Here is a 22,720-nt window from a genome sequence, read left to right on the forward strand (position 1 = left end):
AGTTTATTATCGGATCGCTTAGTCGTCCCGTACGATGCTCACGGGGTGGCGGTACAGGGTGGCGAGCGTTTCGGGCGCCGCGGTCGCGACCGTGCTCGCGGTGCTCGCGGCCAACCACCCGCTCGTGCAGTGGCTTTTCACCCCGCACGTCCCCGCGTTCAACCGACTGGACGCGGTCGTCCTGCGCGGCGAGTCGCTCCTGTCGGCGACGCTGCTCAGCGTCTGCGCCGTGGCGGGGTGTCTGATCCCGCTGTACAAGCCGCGGCCCCGCCGCGTCCTCGACACGGTCGCGCTGACGGCGAAGCGCGTCCTGACCGCGGGGATGGCCCTGGCGGCGTTCGGCTTCTTCCAGTGGTCCCACAGGCTCCCGCGGGCGACACTCGTCGCGGCCGTCGGGGTGCTCGTTATCGTCCTGCCGCCGTGGTTCGTCTGGGTGCGCCGCCGGCCGTCCGCCGACCCCGAGCGGGCCGTCATCGTCGGCGACGACCCGGCGCTGATCGGGCGCATCGCGACGGGCGTTCCGATTCCGGTGCTGGGCTACCTCTGTCCGACGAGCGCGCTCTCCGCGGTCGGGCGGGCCGAGCGGCGCGGGGCGACGAGCGCCCGCGCGGTCGCGGACGGCGGAACGTCGGTCGCCGCGCGCGACCGCCTCGGCGGACTGTCCCGGCTGGACGACGTGCTCGTGGAACGCGACGTCGACGCCGTCGTGCTCGCGTTCGCGCGGGCCGACCGGGCGGAGTTCTTCGGCGCGATCGAGGCGTGCCACGAGCACGGCATCCCGGTCAAGGTCCACCGCGACTACGCCGACAGCGTGCTGACGGCGGAGGGCGAGGCGGGGCCGCTCGTCGACGTGGAGGTCGAGCCGTGGGACCCGCAGGACTACCTGTTCAAGCGGGCGTTCGACGTGGCGTTCGCGGTGGCGGGGCTGGTCGCGCTCTCGCCGCTGATGGCGCTCGTCGCCCTCGCGATCAAACTCGACAGCCCGGGGCCGGTGTTGTACCGACAGGAGCGGACGGCGGTCTTCGGCGAGACGTTCGGCGTCTACAAGTTCAGGAGCATGGTCCGGGACGCGGAATCGGAGAGCGGCGCGAAGATCAGCGAAGAGGACGCCGGCGGGGTCGATCCGCGGGTCACCCGCGTCGGTCGCGTGCTGCGGCGGACACACCTCGACGAGGTCCCCCAGCTCTGGGCGATCCTCGTCGGCGACATGAGCGTCGTCGGCCCGCGGCCCGAGCGGCCCGAACTGGATTCGGACATCCAGTCCGGCGTCGTCGACGTGCTCTTCGACGGTCAAGAGCGCGTGCGCGAGGCCGTTCTGCTCGCGCTGGTGGGTGTACGTGATGGGGATGCCCCGGAACTCGTCCCCGTAGTGGCTGATGACGTGCTCCTTCTTGTAGCCGACGACGACGATGAACTCGTCCGCGCCGAGCCCCGCGAGCGACTCGAAGCAGTGAGTGATGATCGGCTTGCCCGCGACCTCGACGAGCCCCTTCGGTTTGTCCTCGGTCAGGGGCCTGAGCCGCGTTCCCTCCCCGGCTGCCAGCACGACCGCTTTCATACGCGTCTTCTGCTATGTTCGGAAGGTAAATATATTTATGCTGGCGCGGGGGATAACGATCTCCAACGGCGTCTGAACCGGGTATCGGAGCTGTCATCGGACCCGATCGATACCCGAAGTATCATCAGGCGCGACAGAGATGGGTCCGCCGATGAGTACGAGTTCGCCGACGAGCGCGGGTTCGCCGATGGACGTCAGCATCGTCGGCAGCGGCTACGTCGGCACGACGGTCGCCGCCTGCCTCGCCGACCTCGGCCACCGGGTCGTGAACGTCGACGTCGACGAGGGCGTCGTGTCGAGCCTCAACGACGGCGTCGCGCCCATCCACGAGCCGGGCCTCTCCGACCTCGTCGCGACGCACGCCGGGTCGCGACTCGCGGCGACGACCGAGTACGGGGCCGTCCGCGACACCGACGTCACGTTCGTCTGCCTCCCAACGCCCGCGAACGACGACGGGTCGATAAACGCGTCCGTCGTCGAATCGGGGATGGCGTCGCTGGGCGAGGCGATCGCCTCGACGGACGGCCGCCACCTCGTCGTCGTCAAGAGCACGGTCGTTCCGGGGACGACGGAGGAGGTCCTCCGGCCGGCCGTCGAGCGGGCGTCCGGAACCGTCGCCGGGGAGGACTTCGACCTGGTCGTGAACCCGGAGTTCCTCCGCGAGGGGAGCGCGGTGGCCGACTTCTTCGCGCCGGACAAGCTCGTCTTCGGATCGCCCACGGCGCGGGGCCACGACGCGCTCGCGGCGGTGTACGACCCGCTCTTCGACCGCGCCGACGGCGAGATTCCGGTCGTCCAGACCGGCGTGCGCGAGGCGGAGATGATCAAGTACGCCAACAACGCGTTCCTCGCGACCAAGCTCAGCCTCGTCAACGAACTCGGGAACGTCTGTAAGGCGTACGGCGTCGACGCCTACGAGGTGGCCGAGGCGATCGGCCTCGACGACAGGATCGGCGAGCGGTTCCTCCGGAGCGGCGTCGGCTGGGGCGGCTCCTGCTTCCCGAAGGACGTGTCGGCGCTCGTCGCCGCCGCGCGCGAGGTCGGATACGACCCCCAACTGCTCGAAGCGGCGGTCGCGGTGAACGACGAGCAACCGCGCCGGCTGCTCGATCTCCTCGCGGGGCGCGTCGACGTTCCCGGCGCTCGCATCGCGGTGCTCGGGCTGGCGTTCAAGCCCGGAACCGACGACGTGCGCCACTCCAGGGCGATCCCGGTGATCGAGTCCCTCCTCGACCGCGGCGCTGACGTCGTCGCGTACGATCCGGCGGCGGCGGGGAACATGCGGGCGCTGTTCCCGGACGTCGAGTACGCCCCGTCCGCCGCCGGCGCGCTCCGGGGTGCCGACGGGGCGGTCGTTCTCACCGACTGGGAGGAGTTCGCCACCCTCGACGGCGAGTTCGACGCGATGGCCTCGCCCGTCGTCGTCGACGGCCGTCGGATCGTCGAGCGGCGCGAGGGGATCGAGTACGAGGGGCTCACGTGGTGAACGGGAGGGTCAGGCCGCCGACAGCGCCTCGCTCACGACCCGCACCGCGGGGAGCGCGAACTCGCCGGCGGCCGAGAAGTGAACGACCCCCGAGAGGAGCAGAAACGCCGTGGCGACGCCGCCGACCGCCCCGAGCAGGACGGCGCCGAGCCGATCGCTCCGCCGCGCGGTCGACGCGGTCGAGAGCCCCCAGACGCCGAGACAGAGCGCCGCCGCGAGCGCGAGCAGCGCGTGGCCCTGCATCGCCTCGCCGAGCGCCGGGCGGCGCAGGAGGGTCGCGAGGAGGAGCAACTGTCCGCCGACGAGCACCGTCGCCGCGTACGCCCACGCCATCGTCCGCCACGCCCGCGCCGCGCTCCGAACCGGTTCGAGTCGGGTCAGCAGGTACGCGAGCGCCGGAACCGCCGGAACGAGGTAGCGGACGGTCACCGTCGCGTGGAGGGGCAGACGCGGGAGGTACAATAGCGTCAGGACGCCCGCGAACGCGAGCGAGAACAGGTCGACCGCGCGCGCCGGCGTTGGATCGACCTCCCTCCGAGCGCGCGCCCCCGGCCGCCCTGACCGCCCCGACCGTCCCGACCGCCCCGGATCCTCCCGGAGGCGCAGGGCGAGGTGCCCCGGAAGCGCCAGCGCCGCGCCGAGCAGCGGCATCGATTCGAGGAGCGAGAGGCTGATCGCCTCGTTTCCGTCCTCGGGGGCGACCGAGTCGACGTACCCGCTCCTGACGAACGTCCGGTACAGCCGGTCGCCGTCGAGGAGCGCGTCGACGCCGCGGGCCATGAACCGCCAGAACAGCCCGGCGTTGTCGATCGCGGTCGCCCCGACCCGACCGAGAAAGCGGGCGAGCGCGACGGCCGCCGAGCGCCGGCCGCCGGCGTCGGCCGACGCTGAGGCCGAGAGCGGATCCGACGCCGCGTCGACCGATCCGTCGCCGAGCGCGCCCGTCCCGCGACCGGGACCCTCGACGGCGCTCGTCGGCGAGAGCGCCTCGCCGGCGTACCGCGGCAACAGCCGCGGCGGCAGCAGGGGGTTCCCGCTCATCGCGTAGTTCGTCAGGAGAAACGGCAAAAGCGACAGCCCGAACGCCCCGCCGACGGCCGCGAGCTCCCGCCGCCCGGTCGACCGCGCGGTGAGGAGATCCGCCGGGACGAGCGCGACGAGGAGCGCCAGCGCCTCGGCGGGCTGGATCCACGCGCAGAACCCGACTAACCCGTACGCCAGCGCCCGGAACCCGAGCGCCCGCCGCCGGCGGTCCCGTCGCCGTGCGCGGCCGTCGGGGCCGGCTGCGGTTTCGGCCTCCCGCGTCCGGTACAGACAGTAGGCGACGGCGACGACGAGCGCCGCGACGGACGCGTGTCGCTTCGGCAGCGGCGCCCAGAAGCCGACCGGCGAGGCGAACGCGACCGCCGCCCCGGCGGCCATCCCGGTTCGACGGCCGCGAATCCGGCGCACGAGCCGGTACAGGAGGACGGCGGTCATCGCCGCCGCGGTCATCGACGAGAGCTGCAGCGCCGCGAGGGGGATCCAGCGCGCCTCCAGTTCGGTGGCGACCGCGAGGTTCGCCCCGAAGAGGGCGAGGACGACCCCGGAGCCGGCCAGCGCGAACGCCCGTCTGCGGCCGGTGATCCGCCCGAGGAGCACGAAGCATCCGAGCAGCGAGAGGCACCAGAGCCCGACCACGGCGAGTCGGAGATCGGCGACGAGAGCCAGCCCCCGCAGGAGGTGCGCGGCGGGGAGCGCGAGGAACACCTGCCCGTAGTTCCGGCCGTACCGCTCCCCGCCGGCGACGACCATTCCCGGCGTCTCGCCCGACGCCGGCCCGTACGCGATCCGGTCGACGGAGAGACTCCCCTCGCTCACCGCCGCCGCGGCGTTCGCCACGGTGTACGTGTCGGTGATGAAGACGCCGACGCGCCAGTACAGCCCGAAGAAGGCGAGCGCGCCGAGAAACAGCGCCGCTCCGCACCGGTCGCCGAAGGCGACCCCGTACAGCGCGCGCCCCGCCCGACGGAGGCGCGCCAGCCCCCGAGAGCGGAAACCGGAGTCGGAATCCGGTCCGTCCCCTTCCCCGTCGGTCACCCGCGCACCTCGATCTCGACCGTCCGCTCGTCGAGGACGCGGTCCCTCTCGTTCGCGCGCGCGAGGACGCGAACCTCGGCGCGGTACCGTCCCGCGGCGATCCGTTCGGGGGAGAGGGCGTCCTTCCCGAGGGAGATCCGGACGGTTCCGACCGCGCCCTCGCTCGGGAACGCGGTTGTCGAGCGCGCGTAGCCGAGATCGGCGATCCGGACCTCGTAGACGAGCATCGGCCGTCCGTCCACGGACGCCACCTCGACGAACGCGTCGGGTGCGACCAGGTAGTACGCGCCGGATCCGTGCGCGCCCCGCTCCAGCCGGTAGCCGGTCTCCCCGAACGCCACCGCCTCGACCGCGACGCTCCCCTGCCCGACGTTCCCGGAGACGGGCGCCGGGGCCGGCGGCGCGAGGTCGACGCCCGGAACCAGCGGTCCGCCGAGAACCGCCGCGACCGCGACGACGAGCGCCGTCAGCCGAACGGCGAGCCGGCGCGACTGCATTGGCTCCCGAAGGTGACACGAGACACATAAGTTATCCGGAAGATCGGTTTCCGCGCCCGGCCCCGAAGCGCGTCGGCGTCGCCGGAAACGCGGGCCACTCGGCGCAAAGAAGCGTGGGATGTGCGGAGCGCGCGGAAGCGCGCTCGTTCGGCGGTTTGGCGGTTCGATGGTTCGGCGGTTCGACGACTCGGCGGTTCGGCGGTTCGGTGGTTCGACGGCTCGGCGGTTCGACGCGGCCGTCAGCCGCCGACGGAGACGTTCTCGAGCGTCACCCCGACGTTCCGCACCGTGATCGTCACGTCGCCGATCGCGTACGTCGTCCCGTCGTGCGCGATCGCCACCTCGTCGACCGTCACCGTCGACTCTTCGATCGTGTAGTCCGCACGGTCGACCGACTTCTCGGGGAGTCCGGTCCCCGTGACGTGGGTGTCTTCGACGCGGACGTCGGCGTCGGCGACGACGACGTCCTCGCCTCCGAGTCGAACGACGTCGTCGGACGCGTCGGAGGGCTGTTCTGCGCTCTCGCCGGCCGCGAGCGCGCCGGCCGCTCCGGCGACGGCCAGGAGCAGGCCGGCGAGCGCCGCGACGGCCAGCCGGCGGGTCGGGAGGTTCGATCGAAGCATCGTCGGCACCGACGGGGGAGACCGCATTTGACGTGCGGGGTCGTTACGGCGCGGTATCGTGAGGAATACTCGCCGCACGTACCAGTTTCGAGCCGACGTTCCGCTCGAAAGGAGGGATTTCGCGGCTAGGGTCGCCCTACCGGGATGCCGAGCCGTGCCGCCGGAAAAGCGGGCCGCCCTACCGCCCCGTCGGATCGCCGCGAACGCCGCACCGAACCCGACGTGCGGCGGAACGACGGCAGCGGTCGACGGCTCGTTTCGCGGGCCGTTCTATCGGTCACGGGGCAGATCCTCGAACTCGTCGGGGATCCACCACAGGTCGACGCGATCGCCGATCCCGTGAGCGCACACCCGTCCTTCGTCGAACAGCTCGGTCAAAAGTTCGGCGGCCTCCGCCCGCGCGATTCGGAGTTCGTTCGCGACGTACCGGGTGTTCACCACCGGCGCCGGGGCGGCGCGGATCGCCGCCAGCGCGTCCTCGCCCGTCGCCGCCTCCCCCCGTCGCGGTCTCTCGGTTCGGTCGTGGTCGTCGTCTGGCACGATTGATCTCCTCCGGGACTTCGTTCGGAGAGACGAACTCCACGCGCTTCGGTCGCTCCCCGAGCGGGTCGCGGCGCACCGTCTCCGTAGTCTCCGCGCGCGCCTCGCGCCCGAAACGGCGTCTCAGTACCCGACGACCCACGTCCGAACGGCGGACGGGGGCGCTCGGTCTCGCGATTCTCGACCGCGTTCGACCGTCTCTCTCGGTTCGCTCGGGTCGTCTCTATAGCGCTCCTAGTTAGTTACTTATCGACTCGGTTTCTCCGATAGTCCGTAGAAAAACCGTCCCCGAACAGACGAGAAGACCGCCCCGACACGGTGCCCGTGTCACCGAGTCACCGAGACGAACACGACGAACCGATGACACAGACCGATCTCCCCGACTACAGCCGAATCCAGCGAACCCTGACGGAACTGAACGCGACCGCCTCCGTCCTCCCGCGGGACAACCTCCCCGAGCCCGCGTGGCCGTCGCCGTGACCGCCCGGACGCGATTCTGATCGCGGTCGATCGAACCGTCCCTCGTTCCTCCACCGTTCCGAGCGTTTGCGAGAGGTCCTCTAGGGGAGTGAGACTTTTAACGCCGCGTGATGTTGATCCCAACGGTACGCATGGGGAACCGACTTACCCGGCGGCGAGTTCTCGCACTCGGAGCCGGCGCGAGCGTCGGCGGGCTGTTGAACGCGCGGCGGACGCGCGGCGACGCCGGCGGAGCGCCGCGGGAGGCGCGCGACCGCCTCCGGACGCGGGATCGACCGACCGACAGGACCCGGTCCGGGACGGACGATTCGGGCGCGCCGGTCGACGTCCGCGGCGCGGTCTACATCCCGGCGCGCGCCTACAACCGCTATCAGATGTGGCACGACTACGACCCCGCGGTCGTAGAGCGTGATCTGGGGTACGCCGCTCGCCTCGATCTGAACGCGCTGCGGACCTGGCTGAGCTACGAGTTCTGGCTGCAGGATCCCGAAGCCCACCTCGACGCGCTCGAACACTTTCTCGACACCGCGGACCGGTACGGCATCCGGATCCTGCTCGGGCTGTTCGACGGCGTCGGGCGCGAGCCGACGTACGAGAACCTGATCGACGACGACCCCCTGACGGCCGTCCAGACCCACTCGCCGTCGACCAGGACGGTGCGAAACGAGGAGCTGTGGGACGAGCCGAGGCGTTACGTCGAGCGGTTCATGGACCGCTACCGCGACGACGACCGCCTCCTCGCGATCGAACTGACCAACGAACCGGGGTGGAGCAGAGCGGAGGTCAGATTTTCGAGGGAGATGGCCGGAGCGCTCGCGGACCGCCGCGGCGACGTTCCGCTCACGGTCGGGTCGACGAGCCTCGCGAACAACGCCGAGTACCTCGGGTGGGGTATGGACATCGTCCAGTTCCACTACAACTTCCCCCGGACGCGGGGTATCTACCGCCGCGTCCTGCGGCAGGCGAACCACGTCGCCGCCGAACTCGGCAAGCCCGTCTGGCTGTCCGAGTGGCAGCGCGCGCGCGAACCGGAGTCGGGGGCCCTGGGCGTCCCCGTCCTGGAAGCGACGGGGTCCGACACGCACGACGCCCGGCGGACGCCGGACTACGCGTCGCTCGCCCCGCTCGTCCGCGACGCCGGCGTCGGGAACTTCTTCTGGTCGCTCATGCTCAAGCCGGCGTTCACGCTCGCGGTCCGAAAGCGCGGCGTGATAAACGGCCTGTTCCACGAGGACGGCGCGGTGTGGAGCTTAGACGACGCCCGCGCGATCAAGTCGATGTCCGGCGATCCCACCTTCGAGGGGCTCCAGCGCCGGGAGTACCCCGAGTGGGCCGAGGTGATAAAAGAGCGAGCGACGAACGAGCCGGGCGCGGGCGAGTCCGGCGAGTCGAGCTGAGTCGCCCCGGCCGCGATCGGCCTTCGATTCGATTGCGCGCGGTTATCGACGCCCGCCTCCCTCGACCGGCGCTCTGAGCCGCGGATCGTCGGTCCCCCGTGGCGATCGCTCCCACCGCTCCACGTCGCCGGCGTAGTTGCCCTCGATCCGGCTCCGTTCGATCTCGATCCCCTCGCTCCGGTCGTCGACGACGACGCCGAACAGGTTCTGCTCCGCGATCGAGTCGGTCACCGAACTCCGGCTCGCGTTCCAGAACGCGATCCCCTCGGCGTTGTGCGAGGCGTTCACCCCCCGCACCGAGACGTCGGACGCGTTTCTGACGTGGATCCCGCGGTTCCAGTCGGTGACGGTGAGAGAGTGGACGGTGACGTTCGTGACCGACCGGGGGTGCGACACGAGGATCCCGGTCGAGTCGCTCACGCCGCCGCCGCCGACCGTGCGATCCGCCCCGTCGAGCGTCACGTGGCTCGAACTGATCGTGATGCAACTGGCGGACAGGCCCGTCCCATCGCCGAGATCCTCCGCGAGGACGTACCGTCCTGGCTCGGTGATCGTCGTGCACTGCGTGATCGGAGTGGCGTTTCCGGGGTCCGAATCGTCCGAACCGGACGGGTAGTCGTGCGAGGTGACGACAGAGCCGATGCTCAAAAGCGCGAGAACGAAAAGCAGCCCGAGTGCGACTCGCTTCCGCTTCCCTGACGGTACTTTCGCGGGGACCATGCTCTCTTCAGTCGTGTTCACCGCCGTCGGTAAAAGTATCCGTGGCTTTCCGTCGGCTCCGGATCAGCCGTCGCTCCGCTCTGCGACGATGCGGACGTGATCGCCGTCCTTGAGGAAGTACTCCTCGGGGTTCACCGGCTCTCCGTTCACCTCGACGGTGACGGTCGTGCCGGCGTCGCTGTCGGAGTAGGACTCGCCGCCGTACGTCAGCGCGCCGTCCTGGACCGTGATGCCCGGAAGCGTCCCCATCGCGTACTCGATCGTCATCGCCCAGGTGTGGGCGTGCCAGTAGCTGCCGTCACCGTCCTCGAAGTGGAAGTACGCGTCGCGACCCTGGTACTCGTCCCGGCTGAAGTCGACCGTCTCGCCGTCGACGACGAACTCGATGGTCCCGTGGACGTGCGAGCGGTCGGCGTCGATGTACTTGCCCGGCGGATCGACGTCCGTCTCCGCCGTCTCGACCGTCACCCACACCTCGTCGCCGTCCTGCAGCGCGTAGCTCCGGGGATCGACCTCCTCGCCGTTGACGCGGAAGTGCAGCGACGTTCCGGCGTCGCTCGCGCGGTAGGTCCGCCCGTCGTACCGGACGACGTCGGCGCTCGCGTCGACGCCGACCGTCGAGAGCGCCTCCGCGAGCGTCACGTCGCCGCTCGCGCGCCACTGCCCCTCCGAACCGAACTGAAAGCCCGCCCCCTGCGAGCCTTCGTCGGCCGTCCGGAGCTGTTCCCCGGCCACGACGACGGTCATCTCGCCCGTCGCGTCGCCGCTCGCGCTCTCGGAGCCGTCGCCCTCGCCCGCTCCGTCGCCGGCGCCTTCGCTCTCGCCGTCTCCGTGCTCGTGGCCGTGCTCCGAGTCCGCCGCCTCCCGCCCGTCGGACTCGTTCGCCGTCGCGCTCTCCGATCCGGAGGACGCGCCGTCCGACTCCGACGCGGACTCGTTCGCGTCCGGGGCGTCTCCGCTCGCGGTCGTCGTCGACGCCGTCGCGTTCGCCTGCGCGTCCGCCGTCGCGGCGGGGCTCTGCGTCCCGCCGGCCCCCTCGTCAGCACCGGGGGAACCGCCGAGGCCCGCGCAGCCGGCGGCGAGAAGAACGATGCAAACGGCGAGCAGCGCGCGCCCGCCACGTCCGATAGCTGAATAGTTCATCCGACGCTACGTTCTTACAATCGGTACTTTGTTATCCGGACATTAAGTCAGCGGGCGAACACGATCGCCCCCGACGCAGACGGTCGAAACGCGCCACGGAGAGCACGATAATTGACATGCTCTGGGCCGATCGGGGCCCGCTCGCGCCGCGGGCGCTTCGTCGCTTCGCCCTCGCCACCGTTCGGGCGCTCAGGCGTCCGACGAGAGCAGGCGGTACGCCTCTTTCGCCGCCCGGAGCAGGTCCGCGACGCGGGTCCGATCGGGGGTCACTCGCTTGCGGTCGGCGTCGTAGGTCGCCACGCCGATGTCGGCCAGCTTCGGGAGGTGGACGTGGTGCAGTTCGAGCGCGACGGCCGTCCGGTCGTCGGTCACGCCGCCCGAGTCCGCCGCCTCCAGTTCCCGAACGTCGTCGACGAGCGCGGCGAGTTCGACGCTGTCGCCGTCGCTCGCGTCGAGCGCCTCGACGACGTACTGCCGCCGCGGGTTCGAAAGCAGCTCCGATACGTCGTTCACCTCATCTCGCCCAGAAAGCTCACTGTTTTCGGCGGCCATCGCGTCGAAACAACGGCGGGTGGGATAAAATATCCCGGCGACTGTTGTGTCCGTTTCAGATTGTTTCACGCGAGCTGAACTGTCGGCGACAGAACGCCGTCGACGGATTCGATCGACGCCGACCCGACGACCGTCAGCGGCGGACGCGGCCGTTATCGATCGTTAAAACGCGGCGAGTGAGGGTAAACGCGGAGTTTTGCAGCGGAAGTGACACCTTTCGGCGGAGAGCCGGTGATGTAACCGGGCGCTCGGTTCACCTCGGATTTCGGATCGTATCTCGACCGCTGGGCGTCGCGCCCCCGACGGCGCGCAGACACGCGAACGGTGCGGCCGCGGCCCACGCCTGCGGCTCGCAGGCGACGCCGTACGGCACGGGGACGTCCGTCTCGTCCCGGTCGAACCCGGCGAAGAGCTCCGGCAGGCGGTCGTTGCCCCGCGCGATCGCGGCCTCGACGAGGCCGGTCGCCACTCGCTCCGCCGCGCCCGTCCGGCCGTACCGGGCCATCCCGAGCGCGACGAGCGAGGTGTCGTGCGGCCAGACACTGCCGCGGTGGTAGCTCTGCGGGTTGTACGCCGCGTGCTCGGCCGAGACGGTGCGGAGCCCCCACCCCGAGAACGCGTCGTCCGAGACGAGGCGGTCGACGACCCGATCGGCCCGCGACTCGGGGACGATCCCGCTCCAGAGGCAGTGGCCGGGGTTCGTCGACACCGTCGCCACGGGTTCGTTGTTCCCGTCGAGCGCGATCGCGTAGAAGCCCTCGTCTTCGAGCCAGAACGCGTCGTCGAACGCCTCCCTCAGTTCCTCGGCCTCGGCTTCGAGCCGGTCGGCCGTCGCGCCGTCGCCGACGACCTCGCGGGCGAGGTCGGCCGCCCGGCGCTTCGCGTCGTAGGCGTACCCCTGCGCCTCGGCGACGGCGAGCGGCCCCTCGGGGTGCGCTCCGTCGGGATGCACGATCCCGTCGTCGCTGTCCTTCCACGCCTGGTGAGTGAGCCCGCCGTCGTCGCCCCGGTCCGTGGGGTATTCGAGGAAGCCGTCGCCGTCGCGGTCGCCGTACCCGTCGAGCCACGAGAGCGCCCGCTCGACGCTCCCCCACAGCTCCTCGACGAACGCGTCGTCGCCCGTCCACGCCCACGTCTCGTGGACGAGAATCGCAAAGAGCGCGGTCGCGTCGATCGTCCCGTAGTACGGCGAGTGGGGGACCTCGCCGCGGACCGTCAGCTCCCCGTGACGGATCTCGTGGAGGATCTTCCCCGGTTCGGCCATCCGAAACGCGTCTTCCTCGGTCGCCTGGTGGGCGGCGAGGTACCGGCATGTCCCCTTCGCCGGGCGCGTCGAGAGCGGCAGCGCCTGGTACGCGGCGATGAGCGCGTCGCGGCCGAACGCCGTCGCGAACCACGGGACGCCCGCGGCGAACACCGGGCCGTGGTCGGTTTCCAGGAGCAGTTCCAGGAGGTTCCGCCGGCTCTCTTCGAGCACAGGGGCCCAGCGCCGGTCGGGGAGGTCCGCCCGCCCGACGTCCGCCGTCGTCTCCCGCCACGACCGCTCGCGCTCCCGCACCGCCTCGCGAGCCGATTCGTGGGCGGCGGTCGGGTCGGCGGACGGCGCGCCCGTCTCGACGGCGATCGTCGCGTCCGCCGACTCGCCGGGATCGAGGGCGAGCGGAATCCGGATCGTCGCGTCGGCCCGCCCCTCGCCCCGTTCGACCGACGCGACGTGGCCGCGCGAGACGGTCACCGTCGCTTTCCAGCGCGCGTCGAGGTCGTCGGGATCGTAGCGGAAGACGACGCGGCGATCGCCGGACTCCGCCTCGACGCGGCGGCCGCGCCCCGAGCGGTAGTAGCCGCGCACCTCGAACAGGTCGTCGAAGGCGGTCCCCACGGCGAGTTCGAGCGTCTCCTCGATCGGCTCCGCGGTCAGGTTCGTCGCGCGGACGCGCTCGTACAACCCGCCGGTCGCGACCTGCCGCCGGCTCACCCGCAGCCGGCGCGCGCCGTCGACCTCGACGACGGGACTACAGAGGTGCAGGACGCGCTCCCCCGGGCGGGGGTGAACCGCCGCCAGCGTCTCCAGGCGCTCGCCGGCCGCGTCCAGGCGGTACCGGTCGAGGTGTCGCGCGTCTCGGTGGTAGAACCCGTCGTGCTCCCGGGTCTGCCGCCCGTCGGGGTCGGTGACGAGGAACGTCGACCCGCGGACGACCGCGCTGTCTCGCATCATCGTGCGCCGGTACCGCGTCGGATTCATAAACACCTGCGCTTTCGCGGTCGACCGTCACGGCGAACGCACCGTTCGTTGATCCCCGTCGCCGACGTACTCTCCGCTCATGTACGCGAACGTCCTGATTCCGATCGACGGAAGCGAAGGGGCCCGCCGCGGCGTGGAGCACGCGCTCGCGCTGGGCGAGCGGTACGGCGCGCGGATCCACGCGCTCTACGTCGTCGACGAGTCCGTCTACGGCGGCACTGCCGCGCTGAGCAGCGAGGAGCTCTCGCTGGAACGGATCGAACGGCGCGGGGAGGAACTGCTCGAGGAGATCGAGCGCCGGGCGGCGGACCGGGGACTCGAAGCGAACTGCGCGTGCGTCCGGGGAACTCCCCACCGGGCGATTCTCTCCTACGCGGCGGACAACGAGGTCGACCTGATCGTGATGGGAAAACACGGGCGGTCGGCTCACGGCCCGCCGCACCTCGGGAGCACAACCGACCGCGTCCTTCGGCTGGCCGACGTCCCGGTCCTGCCCGTGTGAGCGCTCGTCGCGCTACCACTCCATGCCGCCGTTGACGCCGAGCACCTGTCCGGTCATGTAACAGGAGTCGCGGCTGGCGAGGAAGCGGACGATGCCGCAGATGTCCTCCACCTCGGCGAACCGCTTCAGGGGGATGCGCTGGAGGATCTTCTCCTGGACGCGCTCGGAAACCTCGTCCAGCATGTCCGTCTTGACGAACCCGGGCGCGACGCAGTTCGCCGTCGTGTCGTACCGGGCGAGTTCGAGGGCGATGGTCCGCGTGAAGCCGAAGAGCCCGCTCTTCGTCGTGGCGTAGTTCGCCTGGCCGTAGTTGCCCTGCTGGCCGACGACGCTCGAGATGTTGATCAGCCGGCCGTGGTCCGCCTCCTTGAGGTCGGGGAAGAAGGTGCTCGTGCAGTTGAACACCCCGCCCAGGTTCACGTCCATCACGAGGTCCCAGTCCTCGCGGGTCATCTCCTCGAACTTCTTGTCGACGGTAATCCCGGCGTTGTTCACCAGGACGTTCGCCGTCCCGAAGGTGTCGGTGACCGTCTCGCGCATCGCCTCGACCTCCGCTTCGTCGGTCACGTCGGCCTGGACCGCGATGGCGGTTCCGCCCTCCGAATCGATCCGGTCGACGACGTCGTACGCGTCCCGCTCCGACGAGCGGTAGTTCACGACGACGTTCGCGCCGTGACGACCGAGTTCCTCCGCGATTCCCCGTCCGATTCCCCTCGACGACCCCGTTACGATGCAGGTGCGGTCTTGTAGCGTCATGGTAGGTTCAAGGTACAGAACGGTCGGCTCGGCGGTCAGGTCGGATCGCGCGAACGATCGCGTCTACCGCCCGCTCTGTCCTCCTACCTGTGTGTCCAACAAATTCGAGGATAAACGTTGTTGCGAGCTCGCACTGAATACTATTATTGTATAAATGCGTAAAATGATCGAACGAAACGACGCTTCCGCTCACCGATCTCCGACGCGCTCGCGCGCCTGCTCGACCCAGGCGTCCACGCGGCTCTCCGAGACGCCGATCCGCTGTGCGAGCGACGCGGCGTCCGCCTCGGCGAGGGCGGCGACGCCGTCGACTCCCTCCTCGCGGAGCCGATCGGCGTAGGCCGGTCCGATGCCTTCTATCGTCCGAAGGCTCCCCGACTCGGCCGTCTCGGCCTCGATCTCGGTACCCTCCGTGATCTCCTGGTCCTCCGAGATGTCCGTCTCGGTCTGGTCCATCGTCGCCACGTCCGCCGCCGCCGCCTCGTCGTCTGCCAGCCCGACCTGCTCAGCCGTCGGTTCCTCCGGCGTCGCCTGCTCGGCGTCGTCCGCCGTCGAGGCCGCTTCGCCCGCTGTCTTTCCTTCGCCGCGGGTCGTCTCCCGCTCGACGGTCACTCCGTCCGGCATCCCCGTCCCGGCCTCGATCTCGGCCGCGGCCTCTCGGCCCTCGGGGACCGATCGCTCCGCGTACCACTCGGCGACGTTCGGCCAGAGCTCGGCGTGGGACTTGCCAGAGACGGACAGGCCGATGTGCCCCGTCGGGAACTCCATGACGGTCGTGTCGTCGCTGCCGACGACCTCGTTGAACGGCTTGCTCGCGTCCGGCGGGATGAGGTGGTCGTACTCGCCGACGATCTGGAGGACCGGCATGTCGATCTCCTCCAGGTCGACGCGCTTGCCGTCCAGCGACAGTTCGCCGTTCATCAGCTTGTTCTCCTGGTAGATGTCGCGCAGGAACTGCTCGTAGGTCTTCCCGGCGACGTCGATCCCCTCGGAGAGCCACCGCTCCATCCGGGCGAAGTTCTCCACGAACTCGTCGTCCTCCAGGTTGTCGTACAGCCGGAGGTACTTGGTGACGTAGTTCGACACGGGATCCATCAGCGCGAAGCCGACGTCGAGGAACCCCGCCGGGACGTTGCCGAACGCCCGCCGGACCTGCTCGGGCGAGTAGTAGTCCTCCTCGCCCCAGAGTTCGAGGATGCCGCCGGTCCCGGCGAAGCACAGCCCGGCCGCCATGAGCCCGAGGTTGCGGACCTTCTCCGGGTGGAGGGCGGCGTACATCGCGCTCATCGTCCCGCCCATGCAGTACCCGAGGAGGTTGATCGAATCCTGCCCCGACCGCTCGCGGACCACGTCGACGCAGTTGTCGACGTACCGGTTGACGTAGTCGTCGAGCGTGAGGTGGACGTCGAGCTTCGAGGGCTCGCCCCAGTCGATCAGGTACACGTCGAACCCGCTTTCGAGCAACCGACGGACCACGCTCCGGTCCGGCTGGAGGTCGAGGATGTACGGCCGGTTGATCAGCGCGTAGACGATGAGGATCGGCACGTCGCGCTGCTCGTCCGTCAGCGGCTCGTAGTGGAGCAGTTCGAGCTTGTTCTCCTCGTAGACGACCTCGCTCGGCGTCTGTCCGACCTCGATCTCGGCCATCCGGTCGGCCTGCTCCTCGAAGGCTTCCGCCTTCTCCGCGAACTCGGTCACGGCGTCCCACCCCTCCCGCTGGAAGTGTAAAGCCGCCGCGAGGGGGTTCATTCTTCCACCGCCTCGAGGATCCTGTCGAGCTTCGTTTCGACGGCGTGCTGGCGCCGTTCGAGCTCGACGAGCCGTTTGCCCACCTCCTCGATGTCGCCGTCGGTCGCGAACCCGTAGGCGCGGAGGGTCGACTCCGCCAGCTGATCGAACCCCTCCTTCGCGCCGAGCGCGTTGTCGACCGTCTGCCCGGTGGCGAGGGCGAACGCGGTCGTCCCCATCACCTCCTTGAACGCCTCGTTCGCGGCGTTCAACCAGATGTCGCGGAAGTCCTCGAGCGGGACGTCCTCGCCCTCCATCGCGTCGTGAACCCGCTCTATCTGCTCTTCCGCGGCGCGCATCCACACCTGGTACGCGCGGGCGTACCCCCTCGCGCCGTCCTTCCAGGTCTCGTCCATCGCCGTCTCGTCGATCGATCTCATCCAGGCGTCGAGGAACTGGCTCTGCATCTCCACGTTCCGCTCGACGGCGTCGAGGAACGAATCTCCCATCTGATTCATCTGCTCGGACCACGCTCCGGGATCCGATCGCTGTGAATTACTGTCTACCATTGGTCTGTGGGGCTTGTTACGGCGAGTGAAAACAAAAGGATTGTTCGGGTAACTACTCGGACGACGAGCTAGACGACGAGCGCGACGAGCGGGACGACCGCGACGCGGACTCGGAGGCGGACTGGGCCGTCTCCTCGGCGGCCTGCGCCATCTGCTGGGCGCTCTCTTCGACGTGCCGCTCGACGTCGTTCAGCGAGTCCTCGTAGGCGTTCATCGAGTCGTCGACAATCGAGACCGTCTGGTCGATGACCTGGTTGTACGCGTCCGAGTTGTCGTCGATGTTCTGCCGGACCGTCTGCCAGGTCTGCTCGTTGATCTGGTTGACCGCGTCGAACTGATCGTCGACGGCCTGCTCGAGGCTGTCGAACGCGTCCTCGCTCTCGTCGCTGGGGACGCTCGCCTTGAACACGTCGAGGTACGCCTTCCAGATGTTGCGCGTCGCGTCGACGCCCGACTGCTGGACCGACCGCCCGGACTCCATCGTGTCCTGGAGGGCCTTCGGGAACTGCTTCTGGGCGTTCATACTCTGGTGGAGCCACTGCTGGCCCTGCTTCATCGACTGACGCTGCATCTCGAACATCGCGTTTATCGGGTTAGACTGCTGGTTCTGGTTGGAACTTTCACTCATTGTTGATCACCGGAGGCTCGCTTTATCGGGATGACGAACGTCTGGACGATGTCGCCCTCGTCGAGGTCCAACGCCTCCCGCTCGGCGTCGGGGATACTTATCCGACCGCCGCTCCGGATGCGCGTTTTGAACATCGCCACCCCCGTCCCCATCGACATGAGGTCGGGATAGCTGCTCATCCCCGATCCGGCGTTCATCGACAGCATCTGGTTCAGCAACCGCATCTGCTGGTCTGTGAACTCCTCGCCCGCCTTCTGCATCTGCTTGGCGAAGAACGCCGGCGACCACGGCATCTCGTCCAGTCCGTCCGTCATCTCACTTCCAACTGGGGGCCCCGCACGTAAGTATTTTCCGCTCAGAACCACTTAGTGCCAATAGGTGGTAATGAGTGTCGCCAAACGGTGAGAATACTGTCGGGCCGGCGAGCGTACGGGTCGCGTATCGAAATAGCTAATAGATCATGATACCCAGTACCAAACAGACCGACTTTACAAATGAATAGTCAAGAGACGAAACGGGAGGCCGCTACGCTCGGGTACGGATTCACCGACGCGTGGATTCGGGCGACCGGACACATGATAAACAGCGCGGTCGAGGCCCAGCGGGCGGCCCTGGCCGCCTACGGAATCAAGGGCGGCTCGGACGATCGCTCGAACGGCGGCATCGATTCGGTAGCGTATTCGAAAGACGAGTGGTCGTTCGAACGGACCGTCGATTCTCCGGGCGAGATCGGCGTCGGCGACGCCGTCACGTTCTCCAAGACGCTCTCTCACGACGACGTCGAGGCGTTCGCCGACGCGAGCGGCGACACGAATCGCCTCCACCTCGACGGCGGATTCGCCGAGGAGACGCGGTTCGATCGGCCGATCGTCCACGGAACGCTCGTCGCCGGGCTGATCAGCGCGGCGCTGGCGCGGCTTCCCGGTCTCACGATATACCTCTCGCAGGACGTGGAGTTCCTCCGACCCGCCTTCCCCGAGCAGCGCTTGACGGCGACCGTCGAGGTGATCGAGGACATGGGTAACAAACGGTACCTCCTCTCGACGGACGTGACAGACGAGGAAGGGCGCCCCGTCATCGAGGGCGAGGCGATCGTCCTCATCGACCCCCTCCCCGGGGCAGCCGAGAAGGCCGACGACCCGGCGCGGTAGCCGCCGCCGTTCGAGCGCCCGAGAAGGCCGACGACCCGGCGCGCGCGATTGTTCCCGCGTCGCGGACACTCGCCGCCGCGAACCGGTCGCTCGACCCGTGGTAACCATTTACGCCCCTCGGCCGTCACTGTCCGTACGGCATGACCGACAGCGAACATCTGTCCACCTCGGTCACGCTTTTCGTCCGTGCGCGGCCGGCGTTCGGGGCCGAGGAGTACAAGCGAGAGGTGATGGAGCGGATCGCGGAGCTGGAGCGAGGGGGGAGACTCGAACGGTTCGACGTTCGGACGTGGGAGAAAGCGGTACGCGACGCCGGTCCGCTCGAGAGGTGCGAGTCCCTCCGCTCGGTGTTCCGGCGGCTGGAGGAGTTCGAACGGTGGGCCGATCGGAACGGCGTCTCCGTCGACGGCGTTTTCAGGCGCCGCGAGGTCCACTCGGCCATCACCGACGAGCGGTACGCCGTCGTCTCGCTTCCGACGCTGTGCCTCGTCGCCTACGAGGGGGGCGAACTGCGCGGCGTCTACCCCCACTCGGACGGGTCGGACACCCGGACCGTGTTCGACTTCCTCGACGCGCTCCAACGTGATCGTTGAGTGTCTGTTCTCAGTTATTGAGAAGTACTGTGCGATACTGTCCCATCGCCCCGACTCCGTCTCCGCCGGTCCTTGGTCACAGGTCACACAGCGCCGCCGTCGCCGGTGTTTGCGATCCGGCATGTTCGGAACGCGGACCATGAACCTCCTATGTTCTTATTATGACCTTTAACGGATCTCATCCCGTTTTAGCCAAGTCCTATATGTGTCCGCGTTGACCCTCCCAGTGAACGCGGTCGGTCGACGACCGGCCTGTGCAACGGCCCCGCGGCGGAACGGGACGCCGACCTCTCGTCGCCGACGATACAGTCGCTCGATTCCGCCACCGAGGGAACGGAGTCCGTCAGCGCCCCGCGCAAACGATCAGAAACACCCAACCATGACCCAGTCAACAGTGAACTACGAACCGGCTTCGGGCGGCATCGAATCGAGCGTCGAACAACTCGCGGTTCCCGCGGAACTCGACTCGACGAGCACCAAACTCGTCTACCTGTACCTGCGGACCGCCGACGAGGTGACGGTCGACGAACTCCGCGAATCGCTCCGCATGAAAACCATCGCCCTGTACCCCGTCCTCGAGACGCTCCGCCGGAAGGGGCTCGTCCAGCAGAGCGGCGAAACCTACCGCTGTTCCTGAGCGCCACGCGCCGCTCTCGCGCGCTCCCGTCGGACGAGCGCACCGTCCCGTGCGCGTGATCGCCTTTTCGCGCCCCGAAAACCCGTTTTCAGAGTTCGACTGCGCCGACCCAGGCGTCCTCGCCGTGTCTCGGGCACCAGGGTTGGTGTGCGTCCGCGCAGCGCGGATCCATCGTCCATCCGCACGTGCAGTACGTTTGAAACTCTCTCGCTTCGATCAGCCGTCGGCAGAGCCGGCATCGCACGCTCATGCTAGTGGGTAGCACTCGGTGGGTGATAAACGGCTTTCGCGCCCGGCGGGGACTGTCTACCCCGCTGTCCTGACCGCGTCACCGGGCGAACAGCGCCGCGATTCCGCCGCCGCCGCCGACGCTCATCCCGACGACGCCGTAGCTCGCGTCCTCGTCGACCATCGCGTGCACGAGCGTCGTCGACAGCATCCCGCCGCTCGCGCCGATCGGGTGTCCGAGCGCGATCGCGCCCCCGAGCGGGTTCAGCTTCTCCCGGGGGACCCCGAGCGTCTCGCCGACGTACACCATCTGCGCCGCGAACGCCTCGTTCAGTTCGAACACGTCGACGTCGGAGACGTCGAGGTCGTTCGCGCGGAGCAGCTCCTCGACCGCGTCCGCGACGGCCATCCCGAACCACCGCGGGTCGCGGTACGCGACCGCGTAATCGACGATCCGCGCGAGGGGATCGAGGTCGGCGTCGCGCGCCGCCTCCGCGTCGGCGAGCAGGACGCACCCGGCCCCGTCGCTGAGGTCCGAGGCGTTGCCGGCGGTGATCGTCCCGCCGTCCCGGAACGCCGGCCGGAGTCCGGCGAGCCGCTCTTCGCTCGTGTCGGCCCTGGGCCCTTCGTCCTCGTCCACCTCCTCCCCGTCGACCGACACGGGGACGATCTCGTCGTCGAACGCGCCGTCAGCTATCGCCTCGACCGCGCGGCGGTGGCTCCCGAGCGCGTACTCGTCCTGCGCCTCCCGGGAGATGTCGAACCGCTCCGCGAGGTCCTCGGTGAGTTCACCCATGTGGGCGTCGTAGTTCGCGTCCCACAGCGAGTCGTAGATCATCGAATCGCGGAGCGTCACGTCGCCGTACCGGTGCCCCCGGCGGATTTCCGACGCCACGTACGGCGCGTTCGACATCGACTCCATCCCGCCCGCGACGACGAACGTCGCCCGCCCGGCCGCGATCCGATCAGCCCCCAGCGCGATCGCGCGAAGGCCCGACCCGGAGGCCTCGTTCACGGTGGTCGCCGCGAGGTCGTCCGGCAACCTGGCCTCGACGACGACCTGCCGGGCGGGCACCTGGCCGAGCCCGGCCGAGATCGCGTTGCCGAGGGCGACCCAGTCGAGCCGCTCGGCGTCGATCGGCGTCCGATCGAGCAGCCCCGAGAGGGCCGTCGTCCCGAGTTCGACGGCCGACCGGTCGGCGAGCGAACCGAGAAACGACCCGTGAGCGGTGCGAGCAGCGTCGATGAGCGCGATGTCGGTCATGGAATGCGTTCGGGTGGACGCGCGCGCCGGCCAAGTAACCGCGGACCGTCTAGACGGCCGGACGGTGCGGTTCGCCGGACTGTCGCTCGTCGCGTCACCTCAGTCCGACCGGTCCGGGTCCTCCGAAAGCGGCCCCGGTTCGTTACCCGGAAGACACACGAGGTTTCTCCGCCCGATTCGGTGTCTCGTGACGGCTCCTTCGCGTTCGAGGTGCGAGAGCGTCCGGCTCGCCGTCGAGGCGGAGACCCGCGCTTCCTCGACGAGTGTCTTCTGCTGGGCGCGTCCCCCGTTCAGCTCGATGAGGCGGAGGAGGTACTCCGCGGGTGTCGCCCCCTCTTCGAGCAACAGTTCGGCCGGCGAACGCTGACCCTCTCGGCGCTCGGCGGACGCGCCCGGTTCCTCGACCGACTCCGGCGTCGGTTTCTCGCTCCCGGCCGCGGCGGTCGTCCGACCGTCCGAACCGGGGCCCCCGTCGGCCCCTCCGAACAGCCGATCCGCCAGCCGTCTCAGGTGGCTCATCGACCCCGATCCTCCGCCTCGGCTACCTGCGCTCGCTGTGACCTTCCCATCGACATTCCGACGTGCGATCCGATCGCCCGCTCGAAGAATGACGAAATTGCTTGCGTGGACAAGCGAGTTTTACGTGTCCGTCCCCGGACGGCCGAGCCGACGGATCGCCGTCCCGGGTCGTCGCCGGCCCGTCCCTGCCGACCGTTCTGCGCCGACCGCTCTCCTCCGACCGCTCGACGCCGCCGTCACCCGAACGGACGGTGTGAAAAGGGATTGGCGAAGCGGCCCGCCGGGGGAATAACAGCCTTTAACATTCTGACGCCCCTCGATTAATACATGACAGTGGTCAGCGTTTCCATGCCGGAGGAGTTGCTCGCCCGCATCGACGCCTTCGCCCAGGAACACGGCTACACCGGCCGCAGCGAGGTCATCCGCGAAGCGTCCCGAAACCTCCTGGGGGAGTTCGAGGACAAACGCCTCGAAGACCGGGAGCTGATGGCCGTCGTGACCGTCGTGTTCGACTACGAGACGACGAGCGTCGAAGAGCGGATGATGCACCTCCGCCACGAGTACGAGGGGCTCGTCGCGTCGAACTTCCACAGCCACGTGGGCAACCACTACTGCATGGAGATTTTCGTCCTCGAAGGGGAACTCGAAGATATCTCGACGTTCGTCGGGAAGATCCGTGCGACCAAGGACACGCTCAGCGTCGACTACTCCGTCATGCCCGTCGACGACTTCTCCCCCTTCACCGAGATCGAGTGAGGTCCCGCGCCCGTCGACCACGTTCGGGACCGCGGCGACGCTCGACGATTCAACCGGGCGCGGCATCTCGCC

General features: G+C 69.1%; 23 protein-coding genes and 2 pseudogenes. 8 read left to right on the top strand and 17 right to left on the bottom strand.

The features are described 5' to 3' along the window. Window positions 1–18 precede the first annotated feature (18 nt). Complete coding sequence (locus CNO20_RS23630; RefSeq protein WP_233203853.1) at window positions 19–507, bottom strand: hypothetical protein; 489 nt, start codon at window positions 505–507, stop codon at window positions 19–21. A gap of 439 nt (window positions 508–946) precedes the next feature. On the opposite strand from CNO20_RS23630, the pseudogene CNO20_RS24245 reads away from it, so the two are divergent. After that, window positions 947–1,189 (top strand): annotated as a pseudogene (locus CNO20_RS24245) (sugar transferase); the annotation flags it as partial. Window positions 1,190–1,267: 78 nt separating this feature from the next. On the opposite strand, the pseudogene CNO20_RS01435 reads toward CNO20_RS24245, so the two are convergent. Continuing rightward, window positions 1,268–1,558: pseudogene (locus CNO20_RS01435) on the bottom strand (sugar phosphate nucleotidyltransferase); the annotation flags it as partial. 187 nt (window positions 1,559–1,745) lie between these two features. On the opposite strand from CNO20_RS01435, the gene aglM reads away from it, so the two are divergent. Then, on the top strand, window positions 1,746–3,044 hold the full coding sequence (aglM, locus tag CNO20_RS01440) for a UDP-glucose 6-dehydrogenase AglM (protein ID WP_101294986.1): 1,299 nt from the start codon (window positions 1,746–1,748) through the stop codon (window positions 3,042–3,044). A gap of 9 nt (window positions 3,045–3,053) precedes the next feature. Here aglM and CNO20_RS01445 read toward each other — a convergent pair whose 3' ends face one another. The 4 genes from CNO20_RS01445 to CNO20_RS01460 all read right to left on the bottom strand — a co-directional run bounded on the left by CNO20_RS01445 (window position 3,054) and on the right by CNO20_RS01460 (window position 6,783). Next, a complete protein-coding gene (locus CNO20_RS01445; RefSeq protein WP_101294252.1) occupies window positions 3,054–5,123 on the bottom strand; it encodes a hypothetical protein in 2,070 nt (689 codons plus the stop codon). After that, window positions 5,120–5,620 (bottom strand): hypothetical protein, encoded by a 501-nt coding sequence (locus CNO20_RS01450; RefSeq protein WP_101294253.1) that lies wholly within the window; start codon window positions 5,618–5,620, stop codon window positions 5,120–5,122. Before CNO20_RS01450 ends, CNO20_RS01445 begins: the two co-directional genes overlap by 4 nt. A gap of 239 nt (window positions 5,621–5,859) precedes the next feature. Then, window positions 5,860–6,243: a hypothetical protein gene (locus CNO20_RS01455; protein WP_143423126.1), complete on the bottom strand. Its 384-nt coding sequence runs from the start codon at window positions 6,241–6,243 to the stop codon at window positions 5,860–5,862. Window positions 6,244–6,513: 270 nt separating this feature from the next. Continuing rightward, window positions 6,514–6,783: a hypothetical protein gene (locus tag CNO20_RS01460; RefSeq protein WP_101294255.1), complete on the bottom strand. Its 270-nt coding sequence runs from the start codon at window positions 6,781–6,783 to the stop codon at window positions 6,514–6,516. A 611-nt stretch (window positions 6,784–7,394) separates the two neighbouring features. On the opposite strand from CNO20_RS01460, the gene CNO20_RS01465 reads away from it, so the two are divergent. Beyond that, window positions 7,395–8,660, top strand: a complete 1,266-nt coding sequence (locus tag CNO20_RS01465) for a glycoside hydrolase 5 family protein (RefSeq protein ID WP_199174696.1) — start codon at window positions 7,395–7,397, stop codon at window positions 8,658–8,660. A 42-nt stretch (window positions 8,661–8,702) separates the two neighbouring features. Here CNO20_RS01465 and CNO20_RS01470 read toward each other — a convergent pair whose 3' ends face one another. From CNO20_RS01470 to CNO20_RS01485, 4 genes are all read right to left on the bottom strand, one after another. After that, the gene (locus CNO20_RS01470) at window positions 8,703–9,380 is read right to left on the bottom strand and encodes a right-handed parallel beta-helix repeat-containing protein (protein WP_101294256.1); all 678 of its coding nucleotides are present in this window, start codon (window positions 9,378–9,380) and stop codon (window positions 8,703–8,705) included. A 63-nt stretch (window positions 9,381–9,443) separates the two neighbouring features. Then, window positions 9,444–10,523, bottom strand: a complete 1,080-nt coding sequence (locus CNO20_RS01475; protein ID WP_101294257.1) for a hypothetical protein — start codon at window positions 10,521–10,523, stop codon at window positions 9,444–9,446. 189 nt (window positions 10,524–10,712) lie between these two features. Continuing rightward, window positions 10,713–11,075, bottom strand: coding sequence for a DUF7344 domain-containing protein (locus CNO20_RS01480; protein ID WP_101294258.1), 363 nt, complete (start codon window positions 11,073–11,075; stop codon window positions 10,713–10,715). Between the two features lie 253 nt (window positions 11,076–11,328). After that, on the bottom strand, window positions 11,329–13,290 hold the full coding sequence (locus CNO20_RS01485) for an amylo-alpha-1,6-glucosidase (RefSeq protein WP_158237350.1): 1,962 nt from the start codon (window positions 13,288–13,290) through the stop codon (window positions 11,329–11,331). Window positions 13,291–13,396: 106 nt separating this feature from the next. On the opposite strand from CNO20_RS01485, the gene CNO20_RS01490 reads away from it, so the two are divergent. Next, window positions 13,397–13,819 (top strand): universal stress protein, encoded by a 423-nt coding sequence (locus tag CNO20_RS01490; protein WP_101294260.1) that lies wholly within the window; start codon window positions 13,397–13,399, stop codon window positions 13,817–13,819. A gap of 12 nt (window positions 13,820–13,831) precedes the next feature. On the opposite strand, the gene CNO20_RS01495 is transcribed toward CNO20_RS01490, so the two are convergent. The 5 genes from CNO20_RS01495 to CNO20_RS01515 form a co-directional block, all read right to left on the bottom strand. After that, window positions 13,832–14,575 (bottom strand): beta-ketoacyl-ACP reductase, encoded by a 744-nt coding sequence (locus CNO20_RS01495; protein ID WP_101294261.1) that lies wholly within the window; start codon window positions 14,573–14,575, stop codon window positions 13,832–13,834. A gap of 189 nt (window positions 14,576–14,764) precedes the next feature. Beyond that, a complete protein-coding gene (gene phaC, locus CNO20_RS01500) occupies window positions 14,765–16,324 on the bottom strand; it encodes a class III poly(R)-hydroxyalkanoic acid synthase subunit PhaC (protein WP_101294262.1) in 1,560 nt (519 codons plus the stop codon). Continuing rightward, on the bottom strand, window positions 16,321–16,821 hold the full coding sequence (locus tag CNO20_RS01505; protein WP_101294263.1) for a poly(R)-hydroxyalkanoic acid synthase subunit: 501 nt from the start codon (window positions 16,819–16,821) through the stop codon (window positions 16,321–16,323). Before CNO20_RS01505 ends, phaC begins: the two co-directional genes overlap by 4 nt. A gap of 103 nt (window positions 16,822–16,924) precedes the next feature. Next, the gene (locus CNO20_RS01510) at window positions 16,925–17,500 is read right to left on the bottom strand and encodes a hypothetical protein (protein WP_143423128.1); all 576 of its coding nucleotides are present in this window, start codon (window positions 17,498–17,500) and stop codon (window positions 16,925–16,927) included. After that, window positions 17,497–17,814 (bottom strand): AbrB/MazE/SpoVT family DNA-binding domain-containing protein, encoded by a 318-nt coding sequence (locus CNO20_RS01515; protein WP_101294265.1) that lies wholly within the window; start codon window positions 17,812–17,814, stop codon window positions 17,497–17,499. Before CNO20_RS01515 ends, CNO20_RS01510 begins: the two co-directional genes overlap by 4 nt. Window positions 17,815–17,994: 180 nt before the next feature. Between CNO20_RS01515 and CNO20_RS01520 the strand changes: the two genes are divergently transcribed. From CNO20_RS01520 to CNO20_RS01530, 3 genes are all read left to right on the top strand, one after another. Next, window positions 17,995–18,651, top strand: coding sequence for a MaoC family dehydratase (locus tag CNO20_RS01520; RefSeq protein ID WP_101294266.1), 657 nt, complete (start codon window positions 17,995–17,997; stop codon window positions 18,649–18,651). Window positions 18,652–18,791: 140 nt separating this feature from the next. Further along, a complete protein-coding gene (locus tag CNO20_RS01525) occupies window positions 18,792–19,244 on the top strand; it encodes an HTH domain-containing protein (RefSeq protein ID WP_101294267.1) in 453 nt (150 codons plus the stop codon). 379 nt (window positions 19,245–19,623) lie between these two features. After that, window positions 19,624–19,881, top strand: coding sequence for a TrmB family transcriptional regulator (locus CNO20_RS01530; protein ID WP_233203857.1), 258 nt, complete (start codon window positions 19,624–19,626; stop codon window positions 19,879–19,881). Between the two features lie 328 nt (window positions 19,882–20,209). Here the strand turns inward: CNO20_RS01530 and CNO20_RS01535 are convergent, their stop codons facing one another. Together CNO20_RS01535 and CNO20_RS01540 are read right to left on the bottom strand one after the other, a co-directional pair. Continuing rightward, on the bottom strand, window positions 20,210–21,373 hold the full coding sequence (locus tag CNO20_RS01535; RefSeq protein ID WP_101294268.1) for a thiolase family protein: 1,164 nt from the start codon (window positions 21,371–21,373) through the stop codon (window positions 20,210–20,212). Window positions 21,374–21,472: 99 nt separating this feature from the next. Further along, the gene (locus tag CNO20_RS01540) at window positions 21,473–21,892 is read right to left on the bottom strand and encodes a helix-turn-helix transcriptional regulator (protein WP_101294269.1); all 420 of its coding nucleotides are present in this window, start codon (window positions 21,890–21,892) and stop codon (window positions 21,473–21,475) included. A gap of 327 nt (window positions 21,893–22,219) precedes the next feature. Between CNO20_RS01540 and CNO20_RS01545 the strand changes: the two genes are divergently transcribed. Further along, window positions 22,220–22,648, top strand: coding sequence for a CopG family ribbon-helix-helix protein (locus CNO20_RS01545; RefSeq protein WP_101294270.1), 429 nt, complete (start codon window positions 22,220–22,222; stop codon window positions 22,646–22,648). The last annotated feature ends 72 nt before the right edge of the window (window positions 22,649–22,720 follow it).

It is taken from the genome of Halegenticoccus soli, assembly GCF_002844195.1.
Lineage (GTDB): Archaea > Halobacteriota > Halobacteria > Halobacteriales > Haloferacaceae > Halegenticoccus > Halegenticoccus soli.

Excerpts from the sequence above, each read along its gene's own strand:
- phaC (WP_101294262.1), bottom strand. The coding sequence starts at position 16,324 with ATGAACCCCCTCGCGGCGGCTTTACACTTCCAGCGGGAGGGGTGGGAC.
- CNO20_RS01480 (WP_101294258.1), bottom strand. The coding sequence starts at position 11,075 with ATGGCCGCCGAAAACAGTGAGCTTTCTGGGCGAGATGAGGTGAACGAC.
- CNO20_RS01475 (WP_101294257.1), bottom strand. The coding sequence starts at position 10,523 with ATGAACTATTCAGCTATCGGACGTGGCGGGCGCGCGCTGCTCGCCGTT.
- CNO20_RS01520 (WP_101294266.1), top strand. The coding sequence starts at position 17,995 with ATGAATAGTCAAGAGACGAAACGGGAGGCCGCTACGCTCGGGTACGGA.
- CNO20_RS01485 (WP_158237350.1), bottom strand. The coding sequence starts at position 13,290 with ATGATGCGAGACAGCGCGGTCGTCCGCGGGTCGACGTTCCTCGTCACC.
- CNO20_RS01545 (WP_101294270.1), top strand. The coding sequence starts at position 22,220 with ATGACAGTGGTCAGCGTTTCCATGCCGGAGGAGTTGCTCGCCCGCATC.
- CNO20_RS01525 (WP_101294267.1), top strand. The coding sequence starts at position 18,792 with ATGACCGACAGCGAACATCTGTCCACCTCGGTCACGCTTTTCGTCCGT.
- CNO20_RS01535 (WP_101294268.1), bottom strand. The coding sequence starts at position 21,373 with ATGACCGACATCGCGCTCATCGACGCTGCTCGCACCGCTCACGGGTCG.
- aglM (WP_101294986.1), top strand. The coding sequence starts at position 1,746 with ATGGACGTCAGCATCGTCGGCAGCGGCTACGTCGGCACGACGGTCGCC.
- CNO20_RS01470 (WP_101294256.1), bottom strand. The coding sequence starts at position 9,380 with ATGGTCCCCGCGAAAGTACCGTCAGGGAAGCGGAAGCGAGTCGCACTC.
- CNO20_RS01505 (WP_101294263.1), bottom strand. The coding sequence starts at position 16,821 with ATGAATCAGATGGGAGATTCGTTCCTCGACGCCGTCGAGCGGAACGTG.
- CNO20_RS23630 (WP_233203853.1), bottom strand. The coding sequence starts at position 507 with ATGCGCCCGATCAGCGCCGGGTCGTCGCCGACGATGACGGCCCGCTCG.
- CNO20_RS01530 (WP_233203857.1), top strand. The coding sequence starts at position 19,624 with ATGACCCAGTCAACAGTGAACTACGAACCGGCTTCGGGCGGCATCGAA.
- CNO20_RS01495 (WP_101294261.1), bottom strand. The coding sequence starts at position 14,575 with ATGACGCTACAAGACCGCACCTGCATCGTAACGGGGTCGTCGAGGGGA.
- CNO20_RS01540 (WP_101294269.1), bottom strand. The coding sequence starts at position 21,892 with ATGAGCCACCTGAGACGGCTGGCGGATCGGCTGTTCGGAGGGGCCGAC.
- CNO20_RS01510 (WP_143423128.1), bottom strand. The coding sequence starts at position 17,500 with ATGAGTGAAAGTTCCAACCAGAACCAGCAGTCTAACCCGATAAACGCG.
- CNO20_RS01450 (WP_101294253.1), bottom strand. The coding sequence starts at position 5,620 with ATGCAGTCGCGCCGGCTCGCCGTTCGGCTGACGGCGCTCGTCGTCGCG.
- CNO20_RS01465 (WP_199174696.1), top strand. The coding sequence starts at position 7,395 with ATGGGGAACCGACTTACCCGGCGGCGAGTTCTCGCACTCGGAGCCGGC.
- CNO20_RS01490 (WP_101294260.1), top strand. The coding sequence starts at position 13,397 with ATGTACGCGAACGTCCTGATTCCGATCGACGGAAGCGAAGGGGCCCGC.
- CNO20_RS01515 (WP_101294265.1), bottom strand. The coding sequence starts at position 17,814 with ATGACGGACGGACTGGACGAGATGCCGTGGTCGCCGGCGTTCTTCGCC.
- CNO20_RS01455 (WP_143423126.1), bottom strand. The coding sequence starts at position 6,243 with ATGCTTCGATCGAACCTCCCGACCCGCCGGCTGGCCGTCGCGGCGCTC.